Consider the following 17,462-nt stretch of genomic DNA (forward strand, 5'->3'; position numbering starts at 1 on the left):
GGCGCCCACCCAAGAACAAAACGCGCCTAACCCGCGCCCGCCTTGTCATGATTCACAAGGTTGCGCCTCCATGCGCTCGGCGAGATTCCGTGCACTTGTTTGAAGGTGGCCGACAGGTGAAAGGCGGAGCTAAAGCCGAGCTGGGCCGCCGCCTCGTCAAGGGTTGCGTCGGTTGACGCAAGCAGGCGGCGCGCGTGCGCCATGCGCAGATTTATCACATATTGCCAGGGGGCATAATTTGTATGCTGCTTGAAAGCGCGCCGCAAATGCGAGTAGGCCACGCCGAGTTTTTTGGACAGCTCCCGCACATTCACCGCCTCGGTGTAACGCTCGGCAAGGATGCGCTCAAGCTGGCCGACCGAATGGCTCAGGCGCGTGGGGGGCGCGTTCTCAATCCGGCCCGCCTGCTCCCACGCGGCGAGGACGGCGTAGGCCGCCGCGCTTCGCGCCGGGTCGTGCGACGCGCCGTTTTCCCTTGAGTGCGTGTGCAGGCGTTGCAGCGACGCCTCCATTTCCGTCGCGAGCACGTTCGCGCGCACGGATTGGGCGGCATTGATGATTTTTTTCGAAATCAAGCGCGTCACGAGCGGGCCGCGCGCCTCCAGCCAGCTCTCCACCCAGCCGGTCTGCGGGTCGGGCTGGTAGCGGTGCCAGACGCCGGGCAGCAGGGCGAATGCCGCGCCCGGGCCGACTTCGACCAGCCCCGTCTGGCGGGTTTCAAACCGTCCGCGCCCCTCCTCGATGAGGACGATTTGAAGCGCGTCGAGGACTCGACCGCGCGTCCAGTTCAGCGCGTGGTCGTCGGGATGCGCGGACATGGGATAACGGGCGCCGGGCGGAATGCGGGTGAACCCCGACGCGGTCACCGCCAGCCCCCAGATGTTCATTTCGGGCGGCGTTGCGAAATAGCGAAAATAATCACGGGCGGTTTTGTCAGGGGTGGACATTTTTTATATGAAAAAAAGCAATAAGACAATTCACAACGCTGTGTCCACACGCTAAGCTTCACAACCATGAATTCACCGAATGCTCCCCAAAATGCGTCCGCGCTTCGAATCGGTTTGTTTGGCATTGGCCTGGACGCCTACTGGCCCCAGTTTTCCGGCCTGAAGGAACGGCTTGAGGGTTATTTGGCGCGGGTCGCGCAAAAACTGGCGCGTCCAAACGTCGAGGTGGTGAATGTCGGCCTCGTTGACAATGCCGACCGGGCGCGCGAGGCGGGCGGCGAGTTGCGGCGCGCGGATGTGGACTTGATCTTTTTGCATGTCACCACGTATGCGCTGTCCTCGACGGTGCTGCCGGTCGTGCAGCGGGCGCGGGTGCCCGTGATCGTGCTCAATCTCGCGCCCGAGCCTGCGATCGACTACAAAACTTTCAACAACATGGGCGATCGCACGCGGATGACGGGCGAGTGGCTCGCGCATTGCGCGGCGTGCCCGGTGCCGGAAATCGCCAATGTCTTCAATCGAGCGGGCGTGCGGTTCCACCAAGTCACGGGCGTGCTTGAGGACGACCCCGTGTGCTGGTCGGAAGTCGACGCGTGGGTGGAGGCCGCGCGCGTGGCCGCCGGCATGGCCGGGAACCGGCTCGGATTGATGGGGCACTATTACGGCGGCATGCTGGACATTTATTCGGACGTCACGCTGCAATGCGCGACGTTTGGCACGCATGTCGAAATGCTCGAAGTCGAGGAGCTGGTTGCGCGCCGGCGCGAGGTCGCCGCGGATAAAATCGCCGCGCGCGTGACGGAGTTTCGCGAGATATTTGACGTGCAGCCCGACTGCGGCGACGACGCGCTCGCGGAAGCCGCGCGCACATCCGTCGCGCTCGACAAGCTGGTCGCGGATTATCGCCTGGGCTCGATGGCGTATTTCCACAAGGGCTCCGGCGTGAAGGAATGCGAGGACGCGATCAGCTCAATCATACTCGGCACGTCGATGCTGACCGGTCGCGGCGTTCCCGTCGCGGGCGAGTATGAGGTGAAGAACGCGCAAGCGATGAAGATCATGGATTTGTTTGGCGCGGGCGGCTCGTTCACGGAATATTACGCGATGGATTTCGCGGACGATGTCGTGCTCATGGGACACGACGGCCCGGGGCACATAAAAATCGCCGAGGGCAAAACCAAAGTGCGCCCGCTCACGGTTTACCACGGCAAGGTCGGCAGCGGCGTTTCGGTCGAGATGGCCGTGCGTCACGGGCCGGTGACATTGCTCGCGGTGGTCGAGACGGGCGACGGCAAACTCGGCCTGCTCTGCGCGGAAGCGGAGTCGGTGCCGGGACCGATTCTCGCCATCGGCAACACAAACAGCCGCTATCGCTTCAAGTGCGGTGCGCGCGAGTTTGTGAATCGCTGGAACAGCCACGGCCCCGCGCATCACTGCGCGGTTGGCGTCGGTCACATCGCGCAAAAGATCGAAAAACTCGGCCAGTTGTTGCAGATGCCCGTGGTGCGGGTCTGCTAAGGGCCGTCCGCGTCACGCCGCCGCCTTCGCGTATTTTGCGATGATGCCGTCGAAGCTGCCGTTGCTGAAAAAGATCACGGCACGCGGATTCGCGGGATTTGCCGGAAGGGTGGCGGCGGTGAGTTTTTCGAGAAGCGCGATATTGCTCGAAAACGCCCCGGCGCGGATGTCGCGCGCGGCGAGTTGTTGAATCACAGCGGCGGTGTCGAAGCGCTCGTCAGCTGAAAGTTTTTCGGCGCGGCTAACCGGGCCGAGATAAACTTCGTCGGCAAAAACAAGCGCGGCGGCAAAATCGTTTTGCAGGGTGCGCGTGCGCGCGGTGTTGCTGCGCGGTTCAAAAACCGCCGTGAGCGTTGCGCCGGGAAAACGGTTGCGAAATGATTTTAGTGTTTCGGCAATCGCGGTCGGATGATGCCCAAAATCCTCAACCACGGTGAGCGCGGGAGTGGCGACAAGTGTTTCCTGACGGCGTTTCACTCCGCGAAAACGGGCTAATGGCCCGGCGATGTGAAGACTCTCTTTGGGTGGAGCGAAGCCTCCAGCTAAGCCGAAATTGTTAGGAAAAACTAACGCTTGCGACTCAGCCGGAGGCTTCGCCCCGTCAAGGCTTAGCGCCGTCGCCACGGCCGCCATCGCGGCATTGCGGGCATTGTAAAGGCCGGGCGTGGCCATGCAGATTTTTGTCCACTCGGCGCCGTTCCAGAGAAGCGTGAAGGATATGCCGTCCGCGTCCTCCGAAAAGTCGGCGATGCGCGCAAAATTATTCTCACCCGTGCCAACACCGAGGATTTTGCACCAGGTCACTTTTTCGACGACTTCGCAAAGATTGGCATCGTCGCCATTAAAAACGATGGCGCCATTGCCCGGCACGAGGCGGGTGAGGTGCGTGAACGTGCGTTTCACGTCGGCGAGATCGCGAAAGATGTCGGCGTGGTCGAACTCGAGGTTGTTGAGGATGGCGACGCGCGGCGCGTAATGGATGAACTTGCTGCGCTTGTCGAAGAACGCGCTGTCGTATTCGTCGCCCTCGATCACAAAAGGATCGGCGGGCGCACCGAGGTGGTTGCCGACGGGCGGATCCTGCGGAACACCGCCGATGAGAAAGCCGGGATCGCGCCCGTTTTTCCGAAGGAGAAACGCCGTCATCGCGGTGGTGGTGGTTTTGCCGTGCGTGCCGCAGACGACGATGTTGTCGCGCCGTGCGAGGATGTGATCGTGCAGCAACGCGGGGAGCGACGTGAAGGGAATCGCGCGCCCGGCGAGAAGCCATTCGACCTCGGGATTGCCGCGCGACATCGCGTTGCCGATTACGACGAGGTCGGGCGCGAGTTTTTCGAGGCGCGCGGGATCGTAGCCCTCGTGGAGCGAAATGCCCGCCGCCGCGAGCACGGTGCTCATGGGCGGATACACGCCGGTGTCGGCTCCGAGCACCTCGTGCCCGGCGGCGCGCACAAGCAGCGCCGCGTTGCCCATCGCCGTGCCGCAAATGCCCATGAAGTAGATTCGCATGATGCCATGTATGCGCATGGATTTTTCGGGATGTGTCAAAGTGGAAGCGGTGTCCCGTCGCTTGTTTTTATAAAACGGCGGGGGAACGCGCCCGCCTCCACTTTGGTTTGCCCTTGGCGCGCGTTTTGTGATGATTCGCGGCATGATTGAATTGGCTGAGAAATTTCTTAAGGCATTCATTCCGCTTTTTGTCGCGATGGACCCGATCGGGCTTGCGGCGTTGTATCTCGGTTTCACCCCGCTCATCCCCATGGAAAAGCGCAAGCGCATCACGCGCCAGGCCATCCTCACGGGCGCGGGCGTGGCGTTGTTATTTTTGTTTCTCGGACAGGCGATTTTCCGCGCGCTGTATATCACGCCGGGCGATTTTCAAATCGCCGGCGGGCTTATCCTGTTGATCCTGGCCGCCCGCGATCTGCTCACATCGAGCGAGTCGGCGCCGCAAACGCTTTCGGAAGATTTTGGCGTGGTGCCGCTGGGCATGCCGCTCATCGCGGGGCCGGCGGTGATCGCGACTTTGTTCATCTGCGTCGACATGGTCGGTTTTGTGATGACGCTTGCCGCGCTCGCGGCGAATCTCGCGCTCGTCGTGCTCGCGCTGGCGTGGAGTGACAAACTCGGAAAACTGATCGGCATCACGGGCATGAAGGCGATTTCAAAAATCATCTCCATGCTCCTCGCCGCAATCGCCATCTCAATGATCCGCCAAGGGCTCAACTCATGAGCATGCGCAACACGCAATGCGCGCTTCCGGGAAGTGTCATTGGGGCCGTGTGTTTTCAGTAAAACAGCAACCTTCGAATCGGTAAAAAAAGTTGGCCGGTCGCCTACCCCTAAGCGACCGGCCATTTGCTTTCTTAGTTACCCCAAAACTCCCGCTATGCGGGAGAAGTGAAATTGATAAGCAGAGAAGATTAAATTCAGGTGTCTTCGTCAACAAGAAATTGAAATGTTCTTTCAATTAAAAGTTAATTCATTCATTACCAATGAATTAAAATGTAATTATTTTTGCCCATTTCATGATATTCATGCTGCTACAGTCATTTTGGAGGTGTAGCGGGCTTTCACTCCAACCTTTTTTGCTTATTGGTTACCCGATGATGTCTGCAGAAGTTGGGGCTCCATCTTCGACTGAGACTTCGATACTATGGCCGGCGAATAATCCTGCATCGTCGAAATATACCACGGATGCCCCGACTTCGTCGAACAGGTGAATGCTTGGGTTGGTCAACATGCGGGCAAATCGCTTCTCATCCACGGTCCCAATGCTCTCATCAAGCCAAGTGTCATTGTAGAGAGAGCACAATTCTTTGGCGGCAAATGCGCGAAACTCCGGCAATCGTTTGACCAGGCTTTTGTAGTGTTTGACCGCCGTGGCTGAAGGTTTTCCGTCTTTTAGATATGGCCCATCCATTATGCGCACGGGAACGTTATCAAAAGTTAACTCGATATTAGGCATCGTATTTTTCTTCTGGTTAGCAGTGATATTAGGCCAAGGCGGTCGTGGGGAGATGGAGTGTTTATGGACGACAACGTTTTTGGTGTCGCTGCGGACGTCAACGGTCGAATTGCATCCGGACACCGGGCGCGGCGACGACGAGCACGCAGGTTTTCGCCTTCCGAAACGGAATCAGGACAATCCCCATGATTGCGAAGAGCACCGCATCTTTCACGGCGGCGTTCAGGCTGCCGACAAGCGGCGGGGGCGACGCCGGGGAGGCAGGTTGTGCTTGGGTATTTTGTCCGGGCATTGTGTTTCGGGAGGTGGCTTCACTGCGCGGGTGTTTTTGCCAGACCGCGATCTTTCAGCCAGCCACTTCGCGGCTGGCCCACATGCATGTCAACGATTTCGCGTCAAATTACATTCAAACTTATAATAATCGAAACCGGGCTGGAGGGCGGAGCTCTGCGACGCCGTTGCCTGCAATCGTGGCATGACGGCGTCGCAGAGCTCCGCCCTCCAGCGCACGCGTGTGTCCGAAACGCTGAAACGGATAAATCAACAATTTTCGACTCAACCTTTTTTGCGTCTCTTAGAAAACAGAACTATCGTTCATCCGCGTTGGCTCGAACGACTGGTTCGGCTCTTTTTTCGAGCGGAATCGGCTGCAATTCACTCAGAGTCCCAAAGCAGAGCCCTTCGTCTTTTCGCTGGTGGAATATACCTTCGTCAACATTGATGCGCCATCGAGAACCAATGGCTAAAAATGGTATTGATTCGCTCGTAATATCTGAAACCACAAGTAGCACCTTCGAAATACCATCTTTTCTTTTTTCGATGAGGCGTGCGCTAATCGCATATGCTGGAACACCCTTATTCTTCTTCGGTGGTGGTCTGAACGATTCTATCTCGATGCTTAACGTGATAGGGTGAGTTTGAATCTGCATGACCTCGATAGGTCGGTCCGCACAACCGACTAGCATAATACAAACGAAGAGTAGCGTGTAGGCCTTCACTCTTAGCCTAACAGTGTTATTAGGCCAAACTGGCCTTGGGGGTTGGAGTTGGGCTCATGGGCGGCAACGTTTTTGTTATCACTGCGGACGTCAATGATCGAATTGCTTGGAGTTGGCGTTTGGTTTTTGCGGAGTGGCGACTTGGAAATCGCCGCTCCGTTCGGAGAAATCACGCCGTTTCCAGCAGCTTGTAGATTCGCGCGACCATTTTGCTGGCGTCGTCGAGGAGGCCGGCGCTGATGAGGGCGTTGTCCAGGATTTGCTCGGCAATCAAAGCGGCTTTTTCAGGCGCGGTTTTTTGCGCGTCGGCAAGGCGCTTGATCACGGCGCTGCGCGGGTTGACTTCGAGATTCACCTTGAGCGGGGGCTCGGCGGGGATTTCGCCTTCCTTGCCTTCGGTTCCCGATGCGGCTTGCTGCTGGCGCATGGCGCGCATCATGCGGCGCATGTGCGCGGGCATGGGGTCGGCGTTGAGCGCGAGCGCGGGCGAATCGGTGAGGCGGTCACTCGACTTCACCTCGGCGACTCCGCGCGCGGCGAGCGTTGTTTTGAGCCATTCAACGAGGGCGGCGGTGTCGGTTTCGGAGAGCGCGTTTTCATCGGCGGGCGGCTTGGGCGCGTCGGGGAGTTTCAGGTCGGCGCTGTCGGCGGAGACGAGTTTTTTGCCGTCGAATTCGCGGACGTTGCTCATCACGTAATCGTCAACGGCCTCGTAGCAGTAGAGGACTTCGAGGTTGCGCGATTTGAAGCCCTCGATGTAGGGGCCGCTTTCGATCGATTCGCGGGTGGCGCCGATGAGGTAGTAGATCTCGGTTTGGCCTTCCTTCATGCGCGAGACGTAGTCGGCGAGCGAGGTGGTTTTGCCTTTTTCGGTGAGCGAGGATTCGTAGCGGAGAAGCTTGGTGAGTTGCTCCTTGTGCGTGAAGTCGAGCGCGGCGCCTTCCTTGAGGAAGATGCCGAACTGGGCGTAGAGGTCGGCGTAGGCGTCGGCGTTGTTTTGCGCGAGTTCGTCGAGGTGCTTGAGGAAGCGCTTGGTGATGACCTTGCCGAGTTTGTCGAGCAGGGCCTTGTCCTGCATGGTTTCGCGCGAGATGTTGAGCGGAAGGTCCTCGCAATCGACGACGCCCTTGAGGAAGCGGAGCCATTCGGGGAGGAGGTCTTTCGGGCGCGAGTCGATGAGGACTTTGCGGCAGTAGAGCGCGACGGAGGGTTCGAGGCGCGTCATGCCGAAACGCTCGGGGTTTTCGTTGGGCACGAAGAGGAGGGCGTTGATGGCGAGCGGGGCGTCGGCGGAAAAGTGGAGGTGCGTGCGCGGCTCGTCCCAGGCGTGGGCTTGGAACTTGTAGAACTCGGTGTATTCCTCGGGCTTGATTTCGTTTTTGTTGCGCAGCCAGAGCGCCTGGACGGTGTTGATGCGCTTGGTGTTGAGGTTGACGGGGAAGGAGACGAAGGCGGAGTAGTGCTCGAGGATTTGCTTGATGCGCGCCTCGCCGGCGAAGTCGGCGCAATCGTCCTTGAGCGTGATGGCGATGGTGGTGCCGCGCGGGGTGTCGGCGGGCGCGGTTTCGATGGTGTAGGAGCCGGAGCCGTCGCTCGACCAGGTGTGCGCGGGCTCGTCGGCGCGCCATGAGCGCGAGGTGACGCGCACGTGCTTGGCGACCATGAACGCGGAGTAGAAGCCGACGCCAAACTGGCCGATGAGGTTGGCGTTTTTCTGGCCGTTTTCGCCGAGCGCCTTGAGGAAGGCCTTGGAGCCGGAGTGCGCGATGGTGCCGAGGTTTTCAACGAGCTCGGCGCCGGTCATGCCGAGGCCGTCGTCGGCGATGGTGATGGTTTTTTCGCCGGCCTTGTCGTCGGTGGTGATGTTGACCTCGAGGGGGCGCGGGTCGTCGGGGAGATTTTTTTCGGTGAGCTGGAGGTGGCGGAATTTTTCGAGCGCGTCGGAGGCGTTCGAGACGAGCTCGCGCACGAAGATTTCCTTCTCGGTGTAGAGCGAGTGGATGACGATATCGAGGAGCTGCTTGATCTCGGCCTGGAACTCGAATTTTTGCGGTGCGGTTTGTGCGTCGGTTTTTTTGTCGGACATGATGCGAATAATGCGTGTTGAGTTGTTGTGTGTTTGGTTTGTGAAAGTGTCGAAAGAGAAAAAGGATTTTAGCCGCGCACGGAAAAAATCAAGAGCGGGGTTTGCTGAGAGCACCGGCGCGAAAACGGGAAGTAGGGCGCGCGCATCCGTGAACACACGCGAGCGCGCACGACGTGCCCCCTATCGCGTCAGTTTGCGGTATTTAATGCGGTGCGGCTGGTCGGCGTCCTTGCCTTTGCGGCGGCGGTAATCCTCGAGGTAACTCGTGTAATTGCCCGACCACCACGCGACGGCGCTGTCGCCCTCGAAGGCGAGGATGTGAGTCGCCACGCGGTCGAGGAACCAGCGGTCGTGCGAAACAACCACGGCGCATCCGGCGAAATTTTCCAGGCCTTCCTCAAGCGCGCGGATCGAGTTCACGTCGAGGTCGTTGGTTGGCTCGTCGAGCAGGATCAGGTTGGCGCCGCTCTTGAGGAGGCGCGCGAGGTGCACGCGGTTGCGCTCGCCGCCGGAGAGGATGCCGACTTTTTTCTGCTGGTCGGCGCCGGTGAATCCGAATTGCGCGCAGTAGGCGCGGGCGTTCACTTCGCGCCCTCCCGCCCCGCCGAGTTTCAGGATTTCCTGCCCGTCGCTGATGGCTTCGTAAATCGTGGATTCGTCGGGAAGCGAGTCGCGCGATTGATCGACGTGCGCGATTTGCACCGTCTCGCCGATGCGCAGCGTGCCCGAGTCGGGTTTCTCCGCGCCGGTGATGAGGCGGAAGAGCGTCGTCTTGCCCGCGCCGTTGGGGCCGATCACGCCGACGATGCCGCCGGGCGGAAGCGAGAAGGTGAGGCTTTCGAAGAGGAGTTTGTCGCCGTAGCTTTTCGCGAGTTTGTCGGCCTCGACAACAAGCGTGCCGAGGCGCGGGCCGGCGGGAATGAGGATTTCGAATTCGCGCTCCTTTTCGGCCACGTTTTCCTTGAGCATGGACTCGTAGGCGCTGATGCGCGCCTGCGATTTGGCGACGCGCGCCTTCGCGGATTTGCGAATCCATTCGAGCTCGCGCGCCATGGCCTTTTGGCGGCGGTCCTCGGTGCGCTGCTCGATGGCGAGGCGGCGCTGTTTTTGCTCGAGCCACGAGGAATAATTTCCCTGCCACGGAATGCCGTGACCGCGGTCGAGTTCGAGAATCCAGCCGGCGACATTGTCGAGAAAGTAACGATCGTGCGTGACGGCGATCACGGTGCCCTCGTAACGCGAGAGGTGCTGCTCGAGCCAGTGCACGCTCTCGGCGTCGAGATGGTTGGTCGGTTCGTCGAGCAGGAGGATGTCGGGTTTTTGGAGGAGCAGGCGCGCGAGCGCGACGCGGCGGCGCTCGCCGCCGGAGAGCGTGTCCACGATTGTTTCGGGCGGCGGGCAACGGAGCGCGTCCATGGCCATGTCAACTTGCGAGGCGACATCCCAAGCGTTGAGCGCGTCGATTTTTTCCTGAAGCTCGCCCTGTTTTTCGGAGATGGCGTCGCGCGCGGCATCGTCGGCGGCGGAGTCGATTTCGTCCCACGTGGCGTTGTAGGCCTCGACAAGGTCGGCGAGGTGTTTCACGCCCTCCTCGACGCAGGCGCGCACGGTTTTGCCGGCGGCGAGCTGCGGCTCCTGCTCGAGCAGGCCGACGCTGTATCCGGGCTTGAACACGACCTGGCCGTCGAACTCCGTGTCGCGCCCGGCGAGGATGCGCATGAGCGAGGATTTGCCGGAGCCGTTGAAGCCGAGCACGCCGATTTTCGCCCCGTAGAAAAACGAAAGCGAGACGTCGCGGAGTATTTCCTTGCGCTCGATTTTTTTCGAGACGCGCATCATGGAAAAAATGATTTTGGGTTGTTCGTCGGTGGCCATGGCAATTGTCAGAAAACTAATAACCTCAAAGAGGCGCAAGAGTCACAGGAAAAACAAAGCCGCCGCGGTGTCTTTCGCGCCTCTTCGCGCTTGTTCTTGTGCTCAGATAATTTCCTCCGTCTCGACGCTCAGCGGTTTCGCCGGGTCGCAATCAACGCGCAGCGTCACGAAGCGGTCGCGGTGGTTGTCGAAAATCGGCCAGAGTGCGGCGCGGTCGGTTTCGGGGATGTAAATGTCGTCCATCGCGGCGCGTGTGAAAAAACCGAACTTGCCCTCGTCGATGTCGGGCGGAAGCGCGGGAATGGGTTTCTTGCATCGGAAGAGAAACATGAGCCAGTGACCGCTGCCCTCGTAGGATTTTTCCGCGATCATGCAGAACAGGTGCAAGTCGGCGGTTGTGATTTCAAAACCGGTTTCCTCGCGCGTCTCGCGGATGGCGCACTCGTAGGGCGACTCGCCGGAGGCGGTTTCGAGCTTGCCGCCGACAGGGCTCCACGCGCCGAGGTTCGGAGCTTTTGCGCGGCGGATGAGGAGTTGTTCGCCCCACGCGTTTTCGATAAAAACAAGAACGGCGAGTTTGTAGGGGATGCTCATTTGAAAGCCGGTTTTCTAAGCACGGATTGCGGGGATTTACACGGACAAAAACAAAGCGCCGGCATGCGCAAGCCGCGCGCGACCCAAATGTCCGCGCGCGTGTTTTGCGAAGCGTGTTCAATTTTTTCGGAAATTTTCTGATTGGTTTCTGGCGCGCGATTCATAGCCATTGCGGGCTTCACCATTCACCAATAACAAAAATATGTCACTCGCACTTCTCTTCGCCGGTCAAGGCGCACAAAAAGTCGGCATGGGCAAATCGCTCTACGAAAACTCCGCCGCCGCGCGCGCGCTTTATGACGAGGCAAACAGTGTTCTCGGCTGGGATTTGAAAAAAATCTCGTTCGAGGGCCCCGATGCCGAGCTCACGCAAACGAAGGTCTGCCAGCCCGCGCTGTTCGTGCACGGGCTCGCGCTCCTCGCCGCGCTCAAGGAAAAGGGCGACGCCGGAATCGCGGACGCAAAATACGCGCTCGGCCTCAGCCTCGGCGAAATCACCGCGCTGACCGCCGCGGGCGTGTTCGATTTTGCGACCGGCCTGCGCGTCGTCGCCGAACGCGGACGCCTCATGCAGATGGCGTGCGAGGCGACGCACGGCAGCATGGCGGCGATCATCGGCGAATCGCGCGAAACCGTCGCGGCGCTTTGCGCGAAGTTCGACCTTGAGGCGGCCAACTTCAACTGCCCCGGCCAGATCATCATTTCCGGCGAAAAACAAAAAATCGTCGATGCCGTCGCCGACGCCAAGGCAAACGGCATCCGAAAGGCCATGGAGCTCAATGTGGCCGGTGCCTATCACAGCCGCCTGATGGTTCCGGCGCGCGACGCGTTTGAAAAATTCCTCGAAACCATTCCCTTCGCCGCGCCGCAAATGACCGTGTTCACCAACACCACCGGCAAGGCAGTCAGCGAGCCCGCCGACATCCGCGCCGCGCTCGTGAAGCAGGTCGTCTCGTCCGTGCTCTGGGAGGACTGCCTCGTCAGCGCGCAAGCGGCGGGCGCGACGGCGTTTCTCGAACTCGGGCCCGGCGGCGTGCTCGCCGGCCACGTTAAGCGCACGAACAAGGAGTGGCCCGTCACCAGCAAGTCGGAATACGCCGATTTGTAAGCGACCCGCCCCGCGCTTCCTTTTTGACACGACGTCAGGCAATCCATTGCCTGACGTTTTTCATTTCACATCTCGAATCCCGCACTCCGCATTTTCACCATGTCCAACATCCGCGTCCGTTTCGCACCAAGCCCCACGGGCTTTTTCCACATCGGCAGCGCACGCACCGCGCTCTTCAACTGGCTCTACGCGCGCCACACCGGCGGCACGTTCGTGCTGCGCATCGAGGACACCGACAAGGAGCGCAACAGCGAGGACTTCCTCAATGTCATTTATGACAGCCTCAAGTGGCTCGGCATGAACTGGGACGAGGGGCCGGGCGTTGGCGGCGATTACGGCCCCTACCGCCAGAGCGAGCGCGACGCGATCTACAAGGAATACATCCGGAAACTCTTCGACGCCGGGCGCGCCTACGAGAAGGACGGCGCCGTATGGTTCAAGCTCCTCGGCGAGCGCTACGAAACCTTCGACGACCATCGCAAAAAGACCGTCGAAAAGGTAAAGGTCGCCCCCACCGTAATCGACGATCTCATCCGCGGACGGGTCGAGCGCGTCGAGGACGAGGACTTCGTGATCGTGCGCTCCGACGGCAGCCCCGTGTTTCACCTTGTCAACGTCATCGACGACATCGCCATGAAAATCACGCACGTGATTCGCGGCGAGGATCACCTTTCAAACACCAGCAAGCACGTCGAGCTCTTCAAGGCCTTCGGCGCGCCCGTGCCGCACTTCGCGCACATACCGCTCATCCTCAAGCAAAACGGGCCCGGCAAAATGTCCAAGCGCGACCAGGGCGCGCTCGTCGAGGAGTATCAGCGCCGCGGATACATTCCCGAGGCGCTCGTCAACTTCCTCAGCCTCCTCGGATGGAATCCCGGCGACGATCGCGAAAAAATGCCCGTCGCGGAAATCATCCGCCTCTTCGACCTTCCCGGCGTGAACCAAAGCAACGCGCGCTTTGACGACAAAAAACTCGCACACATGAACATGACCTACGTGCTGGAGCTGCCGCCCGACGATTTTGTGGCGCGAGCCAAGGCGTATTTCGCGCGACACGGCACCTTCGCCGCCGGTATGCCCGACGAAAATTATCTGCGCGAAGTCCTCCTGCTCAGCCAGCCCAAGATAAAAGGCATCGAGGACCTGCCCGGCTACACGGAGTATTTCTTCACGGAAAACTTTTCCCTCAACGAAAAAGCCGCCGCGAAAATCATGGGCAAGGGCGATCCGAAAACCCGCCTGCTCGAACTCGCCGACGCGCTGAAGACCGTCGATTTTTCGAACGACCTCGTGATCGAGGAGGCGATCAAAAAACTCGCCGCCGACAAGGGTCTCGGTTTCGGCGACTATCAGTCCATCGCGCGCCTCGCCGTTTCCGGCACCAACGTGGGGCCAAACCTCACGGGCATGTTCCGCGTGCTCGGCCGCGACCGCGTGCTGGCGCGAATCGAGCGGTTTCTGGCACGGCAATAAACAGCCAAAAGTCGCGAGCCGCGGCCGGGGGGAAAAGGCCCGCCAAACCGCGCGCTTGCGCGCGGGCGCGCGAACGTGTTTTCTTGCGCTCTTCCATGTCCACAAATCACACCGAAAACACCGCGTCGCAGGAACTCCTCTCGCGCATCGAGGCCGGCAAGGCCGCCGTGCTCGCGCAAACCGATCTTATGTTGCGCGAATTCGGCCGCGCCCAAAGCAACTGGAAATCCGACGGCACGCGAGTCACGCCCGTCGATATCGCGATTTCACAAAACATCGAGCGGCTCATTCACGAGCGTTTTGCGGACGACGAGTTTTTCAGCGAGGAGCTCGCCGATCCCGCGCGCTTCGAGTCCGAGCCGCTGCGCGCGCGTTTCGCGTGGATACTCGACCCGATCGACGGCACCAACAACTACGCCACCGGCCTCGCCAGCTGCGCGATTTCACTCGGCCTCTACGAAAACGGCCTCCCCGTTTACGGCATCGTTTACGACATGAGCCGGCGCGCGCTCATCCACGGCGGCCCCGGCCTCGGCGTGTTCGACGGCGACCGGGCGGTTTCCGTTTCGCAGGCCGCGCCCACGCCGCAAAGCCTGGTCGGCTTTCACAGCCCCCACGACAAAATCTACGCGGCGCAGGCAAAAACCATCGTCGAAAATTTCAAGATCCGCGGACTCGGCAGCAGCACGCTCCTCCTCTCCTACGTCGCCAACGGAATGCTCGAAGGCGTCGTCGACCACAACGTCAAGATATGGGACATCGCCGCCGCGATCCCGCTCTGCATGGCCGGGGGCGGCGAACTTTATTTCTTCAACAACACCAACCCGCTCCCCGTGCGAACCTTCGACCTGAAGATGAAACGCATCCAATACATCGCCGGCGGCGCGGCCTTTGTCGCCCGCGCGCGCGAGTTGCTCGGCGTTTGAGACGGCGCGATTTTTCCCAACGGCCAACCCTGATTCACCGCATGAAAAAAACGCTCCTGCTTGTTGACATACAGAACGACTTTGTGCCGGGCGGCGCGCTTGCCGCGCCCGATGGCGACAAAATCATCCCGCTGGTGAACCGCCTGCAACCGCTGTTTCAACATGTCCTCGCGACACAGGACTGGCATCCCGCCGACCATGGCAGCTTCGCGGCGCAACACGCCGGGCGCTCGCCGGGCGAGGTCATTGATCTCCACGGCATCCGGCAAATCCTCTGGCCCGTGCATTGCGTGCAACAAACACGCGGCGCGGCTTTCGCCGACGGTCTCGAAACGCGGCGCATCGAGCACATTTTTCACAAGGGCGCCGATCCGCGCGTCGACAGTTACAGCGCCTTCTTCGACAACGGCCGCAAGCACTCAACCGGCTTGGAAAAGTATCTGCGCGAGCACGGACTGACGGATATTTACATCGCCGGGCTCGCAACGGATTACTGCATAAAATACAGCGCGCTTGACGCCGCGCAGCTCGGCTTCAACACGCGCGTGATCGCCGACGCCTGCCGCGCGGTGAACATGCAACCGGGCGACGACAAGCGCGCCTTTGACGAGATGCGCAAGGCCGGGGTGCGTGTGATCGAAAGCGCGGAACTGGCATCAAGGTAGCGCATGCACTCCCGGCCCCCGCCGCTTATAATTGCGCGGAGCTTTCCGGCGCGTCGGCGGCGGCGGTGTTTTTGGCGAGTCGCTCCACCAGTGTTTGGTGGCTCACGGGCTTGGTGAGAACCGTCCGGAAATATGGCCGCAGCAATTTCCTCTGCTGTTTGTCGATATCAATATCAACAAGGCCGACCGCGCGCCCGGCATGCCAGCATTCGGGCTCGGTCGCATAGGTGCGCAACGCCGTCAGCGTGCCGGCGTCGCACTCGACAACGGCGAGATCCCATTCCGTCGCGCCAAGCCCGGACATTTGAAGCCCGAGCGCGACGGCCCCGGCGCGGGCAAGCTCGCGCTTGAGTTCGCGCGCGAAACCATCGTGCGATGTCACGACCGCGATGCGTTTTCCATCAAGGAGCGGCATTTCCTCGTGCGCGGCGGAAACATCCTCGTGCGCGGCGCAGCGTATGGTGAACGAGAACACCGCCCCCTTGCCCAACTCGCTGACAACGGTCATGCGCCCGCCCATCAGCCGCACGAGATCATAACAAATGGAAAGGCCGAGCCCGGCGCCGTCGTAACGGCGCGAATTGGATGAATCAAGCTGGGTGAACGGCTGGAAAATGCGCGACTGGTTCTCGGGCGCGATTCCAATGCCGGTGTCACGCACGGTGAACTCAAGGACGATGCCGTTTTCCCGCAAGTCGCCGGGCGGGGGGCTTTCCCCGGTTTCCGGCGGGAATGTGTCCGCGACAGGCCCGGATGGCTCGGACGCCGCCAAACGAACGGACGCCTCGACCTCGCCCGCGGGGGTGAACTTGACCGCGTTGCCAATCAGGTTGACGAGCACCTGGCGCAACCGACCGGCGTCGGTGATGATGCTCGCGGGAACGGCCGGATCGATCTCATGCAGAAGCTGCAGTTGTTTGCCGGCGGCGCGCGGCGCGGCCAGTTCGAGCGTGTTCTCGAGGAGGGTGCGCACATCGCAGGGTTCCTCGGCGAGACTCATGCGCCCGGATTCAATGCGCGAATAGTCGAGTATGTCGCCCGTGAGCTGCATGAGCGTTTCGCCGCCCTCATAAATGGCATGCACGTATTCGCGCTGCTCGGCGCTCAGTTCGGTGTCGAGCAGAAGGTCGGAAAACCCGATGATGCCGTTGAGCGGCGTGCGCACCTCGTGGCTCATGGTCGCGAGGAAAATGCTTTTGGCGTGATCGGCGGTTTCGGCGCTCTCCTTGGCAAGGCGAAGCTCGGATGCCTGCCGCTGGATCTCGGTCATGTCCACAATGACAATAATGTAGGCGGCGATTTCGCCGCCGGCGTCGCGGACCGGGGTTGAGGTGACTTTCGCGGGAAAGCGCGCGCCGCTTTTGCGCCCCAGCTCGAAGTCCTCCGTCCACGGTTTGCCCTCGTAGGTGAACTTCTCGATTTTCGTGATGTTGTGCTCGGGCATGGCCCGCGCCTTGCCGAGCCAAACCTGGCCGAGCAGCTCCTTGCGGTCATAACCTGTGACCGCGCACAAGCCGTGGTTGGCATACTCGATGACGCCGGTGTCGCTGACAATCATCATGGGCGTGGCGCTTTGCTCCATGGCGGCGTTGAGTTTGCGAATGGAAAAAGCCTGCCTCGCGTGGCGGCGCGCAATGACGAATGTGGCAAACGGCACGCCGAAGAGCAGCCACGCATAGAGCGCCCGCACAAAGGCTTTTTCATACAGCGCCATGTTCCACACGCCTATCTCGCCGTCCAGGCGCATGATGTTGTGTTTGCCGTCAAGCGAATCGACCGGCACATAGGTGGTAACCCACCTGCCCGTGGAATCGGCCTGGAACTCGTTGACGGTGGTGACGCCCGTGCGCAGGGTCGTGAGCACGTCGGCCTCGTTGATCTGGCCGGGGAAGGGATCGCCGGGGCGCAGCATGCGCGGCGAGTCAAACGGCTCGGAATCCGCAAGGCAGACGAGTGAGCCGGTTTCCGGGTTCTGCCGGAACAGGTAAATGTATTCAACATTGGGGTGGGTGCGGTTGAGCCTTATCAACTGGCGCTTGATCCGCCCGTAGGCTTCCGAGCCCTCGTCGGCCCGCGTGCCGGTGAGCTTGGAGAGTTGCTCGGGGTGGATGGCGAGCGCGCTGCGCCGCGCGTTGCGATCCACCTCGTCGAGGCGGGCCCTGTGCGCATTGCGATATTCCCACACGCCGGCGGCGAGCCCGGCGCTCACAATGGCGATCATCGTTATCGTGATTTTTGTTCTAAGGGAAAACATCGGCATGGGAGGTGCGGCGATTGCTTATAACATTTGCGCGGAAACAAACG

General features: G+C 60.6%; 15 protein-coding genes. 6 read left to right on the plus strand and 9 right to left on the minus strand.

The window, feature by feature from the left end; genetic code table 11:
• Positions 1 to 26: 26 nt before the first annotated feature.
• The gene (locus M2447_RS08790) at positions 27 to 947 is read right to left on the minus strand and encodes an AraC family transcriptional regulator (RefSeq protein WP_277509170.1); all 921 of its coding nucleotides are present in this window, start codon (positions 945 to 947) and stop codon (positions 27 to 29) included.
• Positions 948 to 1,013: 66 nt separating this feature from the next.
• Here M2447_RS08790 and M2447_RS08795 point away from each other — a divergent pair, with 66 nt between their 5' ends.
• The gene (locus M2447_RS08795) at positions 1,014 to 2,465 is read left to right on the plus strand and encodes an arabinose isomerase (protein WP_277558300.1); all 1,452 of its coding nucleotides are present in this window, start codon (positions 1,014 to 1,016) and stop codon (positions 2,463 to 2,465) included.
• A gap of 12 nt (positions 2,466 to 2,477) precedes the next feature.
• On the opposite strand, the gene M2447_RS08800 is transcribed toward M2447_RS08795, so the two are convergent.
• On the minus strand, positions 2,478 to 3,992 hold the full coding sequence (locus M2447_RS08800; RefSeq protein WP_277558301.1) for a Mur ligase family protein: 1,515 nt from the start codon (positions 3,990 to 3,992) through the stop codon (positions 2,478 to 2,480).
• A gap of 124 nt (positions 3,993 to 4,116) precedes the next feature.
• Here M2447_RS08800 and M2447_RS08805 point away from each other — a divergent pair, with 124 nt between their 5' ends.
• Positions 4,117 to 4,698, plus strand: a complete 582-nt coding sequence (locus M2447_RS08805) for a MarC family protein (protein WP_108824349.1) — start codon at positions 4,117 to 4,119, stop codon at positions 4,696 to 4,698.
• A 366-nt stretch (positions 4,699 to 5,064) separates the two neighbouring features.
• Here M2447_RS08805 and M2447_RS08810 read toward each other — a convergent pair whose 3' ends face one another.
• The 6 genes from M2447_RS08810 to M2447_RS08835 form a co-directional block, all read right to left on the minus strand.
• On the minus strand, positions 5,065 to 5,433 hold the full coding sequence (locus M2447_RS08810) for a DUF2262 domain-containing protein (RefSeq protein ID WP_277509177.1): 369 nt from the start codon (positions 5,431 to 5,433) through the stop codon (positions 5,065 to 5,067).
• 97 nt (positions 5,434 to 5,530) lie between these two features.
• Complete coding sequence (locus M2447_RS08815) at positions 5,531 to 5,725, minus strand: hypothetical protein (protein WP_277558302.1); 195 nt, start codon at positions 5,723 to 5,725, stop codon at positions 5,531 to 5,533.
• 295 nt (positions 5,726 to 6,020) lie between these two features.
• The gene (locus M2447_RS08820) at positions 6,021 to 6,362 is read right to left on the minus strand and encodes a hypothetical protein (RefSeq protein ID WP_277558303.1); all 342 of its coding nucleotides are present in this window, start codon (positions 6,360 to 6,362) and stop codon (positions 6,021 to 6,023) included.
• Positions 6,363 to 6,600: 238 nt separating this feature from the next.
• The gene (gene htpG, locus M2447_RS08825; protein WP_277558304.1) at positions 6,601 to 8,517 is read right to left on the minus strand and encodes a molecular chaperone HtpG; all 1,917 of its coding nucleotides are present in this window, start codon (positions 8,515 to 8,517) and stop codon (positions 6,601 to 6,603) included.
• Positions 8,518 to 8,697: 180 nt separating this feature from the next.
• The gene (gene ettA, locus M2447_RS08830; protein ID WP_277558307.1) at positions 8,698 to 10,392 is read right to left on the minus strand and encodes an energy-dependent translational throttle protein EttA; all 1,695 of its coding nucleotides are present in this window, start codon (positions 10,390 to 10,392) and stop codon (positions 8,698 to 8,700) included.
• Between the two features lie 102 nt (positions 10,393 to 10,494).
• Entirely contained in the window at positions 10,495 to 10,986 is a 492-nt protein-coding gene (locus M2447_RS08835; protein WP_277558308.1) for an NUDIX hydrolase, read from the minus strand.
• 202 nt (positions 10,987 to 11,188) lie between these two features.
• Between M2447_RS08835 and fabD the strand changes: the two genes are divergently transcribed.
• From fabD to pncA, 4 genes are all read left to right on the plus strand, one after another.
• Positions 11,189 to 12,094, plus strand: coding sequence for an ACP S-malonyltransferase (gene fabD / locus M2447_RS08840; protein ID WP_277558309.1), 906 nt, complete (start codon positions 11,189 to 11,191; stop codon positions 12,092 to 12,094).
• Positions 12,095 to 12,193: 99 nt separating this feature from the next.
• On the plus strand, positions 12,194 to 13,567 hold the full coding sequence (locus M2447_RS08845) for a glutamate--tRNA ligase family protein (protein WP_277558310.1): 1,374 nt from the start codon (positions 12,194 to 12,196) through the stop codon (positions 13,565 to 13,567).
• A gap of 95 nt (positions 13,568 to 13,662) precedes the next feature.
• Complete coding sequence (locus M2447_RS08850) at positions 13,663 to 14,493, plus strand: inositol monophosphatase (protein WP_277558311.1); 831 nt, start codon at positions 13,663 to 13,665, stop codon at positions 14,491 to 14,493.
• Between the two features lie 41 nt (positions 14,494 to 14,534).
• Positions 14,535 to 15,158 (plus strand): bifunctional nicotinamidase/pyrazinamidase, encoded by a 624-nt coding sequence (gene pncA / locus M2447_RS08855; RefSeq protein WP_277558312.1) that lies wholly within the window; start codon positions 14,535 to 14,537, stop codon positions 15,156 to 15,158.
• A gap of 25 nt (positions 15,159 to 15,183) precedes the next feature.
• On the opposite strand, the gene M2447_RS08860 is transcribed toward pncA, so the two are convergent.
• Entirely contained in the window at positions 15,184 to 17,379 is a 2,196-nt protein-coding gene (locus tag M2447_RS08860) for an ATP-binding protein (protein WP_277558313.1), read from the minus strand.
• Positions 17,380 to 17,462: the final 83 nt, after the last annotated feature.

Source organism: Ereboglobus sp. PH5-10 (genome assembly GCF_029504735.1).
GTDB lineage: Bacteria > Verrucomicrobiota > Verrucomicrobiia > Opitutales > Opitutaceae > Ereboglobus.